Source organism: Yersinia vastinensis, assembly GCF_902726565.1.
GTDB classification, from domain to species: domain Bacteria; phylum Pseudomonadota; class Gammaproteobacteria; order Enterobacterales; family Enterobacteriaceae; genus Yersinia; species Yersinia vastinensis.
Genome location: NZ_CACVAF010000029.1, coordinates 1 through 3761 on the forward strand (window position 1 = coordinate 1; position 3761 = coordinate 3761).

Sequence of the window (3761 nt, forward strand, 5' to 3'; positions counted from 1 at the left end):
GCTAGAACATCCATTAACTGATGCGTGTATTTAAGAACCACTTTAGCGGCTCCTGTATTCTTTGCGTGCCCACCAAAAGGCGCACAGTATGCACGATTTCAATGGATTGCCTACTCTTAAATCAATCAGCTAAAGAGGCTAATATGTATAAAAATATGACTAATCAACAAACTATCCTATTACGATGATCGCGTAATACCACAAAGAAAAAGAGGATTTATTTCCCGTTATCAGGTAAAAATCAATCAACTAACAGAGCATATAGAGCAATTATGGCGCAATCATCACAATTAGCTGAAAGAATCTCCCGTTTGAGCAGTGCGCTTGAAAGTGGTTTGTATGAAAGACAGGAAGCTATCCGTTTGTGTTTGCTGGCCGCCCTCAGTGGTGAGAGTGTATTCCTACTTGGCCCTCCGGGAATTGCTAAAAGCCTGATTGCCCGTCGTCTGAAATTTGCTTTCCGTAATGCTCGCGCATTTGAATATCTGATGACCCGCTTTTCTACACCTGAAGAGGTGTTTGGTCCGCTCTCTATTCAAGCATTGAAAGAAGAAGGGCGCTATCAGCGTATGACCGGAGGTTACCTGCCCGAAGCTGAAATCGTCTTTCTTGATGAGATCTGGAAAGCAGGCCCCGCTATCCTGAATACATTACTTACCGCCATTAATGAGCGGCGTTTTCGTAATGGTGATCGGGAGGACAGTATTCCAATGCGCTTGCTAGTGACCGCTTCGAACGAGCTGCCCGATGCCGACAGCAGCCTCGAAGCACTTTACGACCGAATGCTGATTCGCCTTTGGTTAGATCGCGTGCAAGAAAAACAAAATTTCCGCTCATTATTGCTCAGTCGGCAAGATGAAAATCATAACCCTGTAGCGGAAAATCTCAGTATTAGCGATGAAGAGTTTTACCAGTGGCAACCCTTGATTGATAAAATCACACTACCGGATCACTGTTTTGAGCTTATCTTTCAGTTACGTCAACGGCTCAGTGCACAAGAACAAGCGCCGTATGTCTCTGATCGGCGTTGGAAAAAAGCACTACGCTTATTGCAAGCCAGTGCCTTTTTCAGCGGCCGGAGCGAAATTGCTCCTATCGATTTAATTTTGCTAAAAGATTGCCTATGGCATGACCTGAGTACACTAAAGCTGCTACAGCACCAATTGGAGCAACTCTTAACTGAGCAGGGATACCAGCAGCAAAGCCTGTCAATGAAGCTGCAACATATTCATAGTCAATGGTTGCAGCACCAACAACAGCAAAGTGACCATCAAGCACTGACCGTCACCAAACAAAGCGGCATGTTCAGCCGTAAACCGCAATATGCCCTGCCAGAGCACTTAACCGACAGCACGCTGACCCTATTACTGCAAAAACCGCTTAGTTTGCATGATATTCAAGTTAATCATCTGCAAATTGAGAAAGAGGCCTTGGCGCAATGGCTGAATAAAGGTGGGGTATTACGTGCAAAATTAAATGGTGTGGGTTATGCCCAATCCATTGATGCAGAAATTGATGAACAAATGCATATCATTGTGCTGGATGTGAGTCGCCAGTCATCAATACTCTCACAACCCGGAGCAGCCACTACCAGTGTGCCACCTGAATTGCTGGTGGAACTGACTGAATTGGAAAATAGCCTGGCTGAACAACGGCGATTATTCAGTCAACATCAGCCTTGCTTATTCACACCGTCCTCTTGGTTGGCAAAAATAGAAGCCAGCTTGTTGCAAGTGGCGGAACAATTGAAACAGCAACAACAAACACTGCGCGGTCACTGATCAATGCTCAGTCTGGCAACATTGGATTTGCTGCTATCGATAAGTGAAAGTGAGCTTATTGAAGAAATGGTCGTGGGATTACTGGCATCCCCTCAATTAGCGCTGTTCTTTGAAAAATTCCCGCGTATTAAACGGGCCTTAATGAAGGATATCCCCGGCTGGAAGCAAAATTTACAACAGCGCATCCATGAAGCTAAGGTTCCTGCGGGGCTGGCTGATGAGTTTTACCTATATCAACAAAGCCTACTCGAACATAGCCCACAATTTTATGCGCACCTCCCTGAGATAGTCGCACAACTACAGCAATGGCATTCCCCTTTTGCTGCACAAGCAACAACATTATTACAAACCGCAGATTTAGAAAGGAATCCACAAACCGGCGACAGCCTGCAAACCCTCTTTTTGCAACGCTGGCGAGTCAGCTTGACGTTACAAACCATCACTATTCATCACCAACTACTCGAACAAGAGCGAGAGCAACTTTTAGCAGAGTTACAGCAAAGATTGGCACTCAGTGGTGCATTGGAACCAATTTTGGCGACCAATGAGGGTGCCGCTGGGCGGCTTTGGGATATGAGTCAAGGGCATCTACAGCGCGGTGATTATCAATTATTACTGCAATATGGCGATTTTCTACAGCAACAGCCGGAATTGCAGCAACTCGCTGAACAACTCGGTCGTAGCCGTTCAGCCAAAGCACAGCCCACACCCGATGCGCGTTTTGAGCCTTACACAGTGATGGTGCGCCAACCAGATGCGGTACCAGAAGAAGTCAGTGGCATTCATCAAAGCAATGATATTTTGCGGTTACTCCCGACTGAGTTAGTCATGCTGGGGATGAGTGAACTGGAGTTCGAATTTTACCGCCGCCTACTGGAGCGGCGCTTGCTCACTTATCGCTTACAAGGTGATGACTGGCAAGAGAAAACGTTACAACGGCCCGTCAGCCTTAAAAGTCATGATGAGCATCCTCGTGGCCCCTTTATTGTTTGTGTTGATACCTCGGGTTCGATGGGCGGGTTTAATGAACAATGTGCCAAAGCTTTTTGTTTAGCACTACTTCGTATTGCATTGGCGGATAACCGCCGCTGTTACATCATGCTCTTTGCGACAGAAATAATTCACTACGAACTATCCGCAGCCAATGGTATTGAACAAGCAATACGCTTTCTCAGCCAGCATTTTCGTGGTGGCACGGATCTGGCCGCCTGTTTAGCCAGCACGCTGAGCAAAATGGAAGATCGGGAATGGTACGATGCTGACGCGGTGATCATCTCAGACTTTATTGCCCAGCGCTTACCCGAAGATTTGATCAGAAAGATTAAAATCCAGCAGCAAGCTCACCAACACAGATTTCATGCCGTGGCGATGTCAGCCTATGGCAAGCCCGGTATCATGCGTATTTTCGATCATATCTGGCGCTTTGATACCGGTTTAAAAAGCCGCTTGATGCGCCGCTGGAAGCGATAGCATATTTAGTTAAGTAGGCCCGCCCCAACGTTAATTGACAGCCCCAATATCGTCATATTGAAAACAAAAGATAATACTGACTGCAATAGCACTACGCGGCGGATATCTGATGTGCCAGTTGCCACATCGGCAGTTTGTGAAGCCACGCCGATAGTGAATGAGAAATAAAGAAAATCCCAATAGGAAGGCGTGGTTATCTCTTTAGGGAAGAGTAACGGCAACGTGGTTTCATCGTCATCACGACGCATATAAAACAGATGGGCGTAATGCATGGTAAACGCCGTGGGTAATAATAGCCACGACACTAATAAAGTCATGCCGGTCAGTATCAGATGGACGGCTTTCGCCGAACCCGTCAACTGATTTGCAGTACTCAACTCAAACAATATAACCAGAATGCTGGCCAAACACGCCATGCTGACAATCGTCAAAACCATGCTGGCACTCTCATCTTGCACTTTGGCTATTTTACCGATTTTTTTCGGATCAGTACGTAAGAGTTGCAGCCAT

Annotated in this window: 3 protein-coding genes; 2 read left to right on the forward strand and 1 reads right to left on the reverse strand. The window is 46.4% G+C overall.

Annotated features, from left to right (window positions below; genetic code table 11):
* Window positions 1-272: 272 nt before the first annotated feature.
* Both ravA and viaA read left to right on the forward strand, forming a co-directional pair.
* Window positions 273-1781: an ATPase RavA gene (ravA, locus tag HUZ92_RS20625; protein ID WP_050099277.1), complete on the forward strand. Its 1509-nt coding sequence runs from the start codon at window positions 273-275 to the stop codon at window positions 1779-1781.
* A 3-nt stretch (window positions 1782-1784) separates the two neighbouring features.
* On the forward strand, window positions 1785-3251 hold the full coding sequence (viaA, locus tag HUZ92_RS20630; RefSeq protein ID WP_050099278.1) for an ATPase RavA stimulator ViaA: 1467 nt from the start codon (window positions 1785-1787) through the stop codon (window positions 3249-3251).
* A gap of 5 nt (window positions 3252-3256) precedes the next feature.
* Here the strand turns inward: viaA and HUZ92_RS20635 are convergent.
* Window positions 3257-3761: DUF1345 domain-containing protein (locus HUZ92_RS20635; RefSeq protein WP_174846888.1), on the reverse strand; the 505-nt coding region annotated here is incomplete at its 5' end.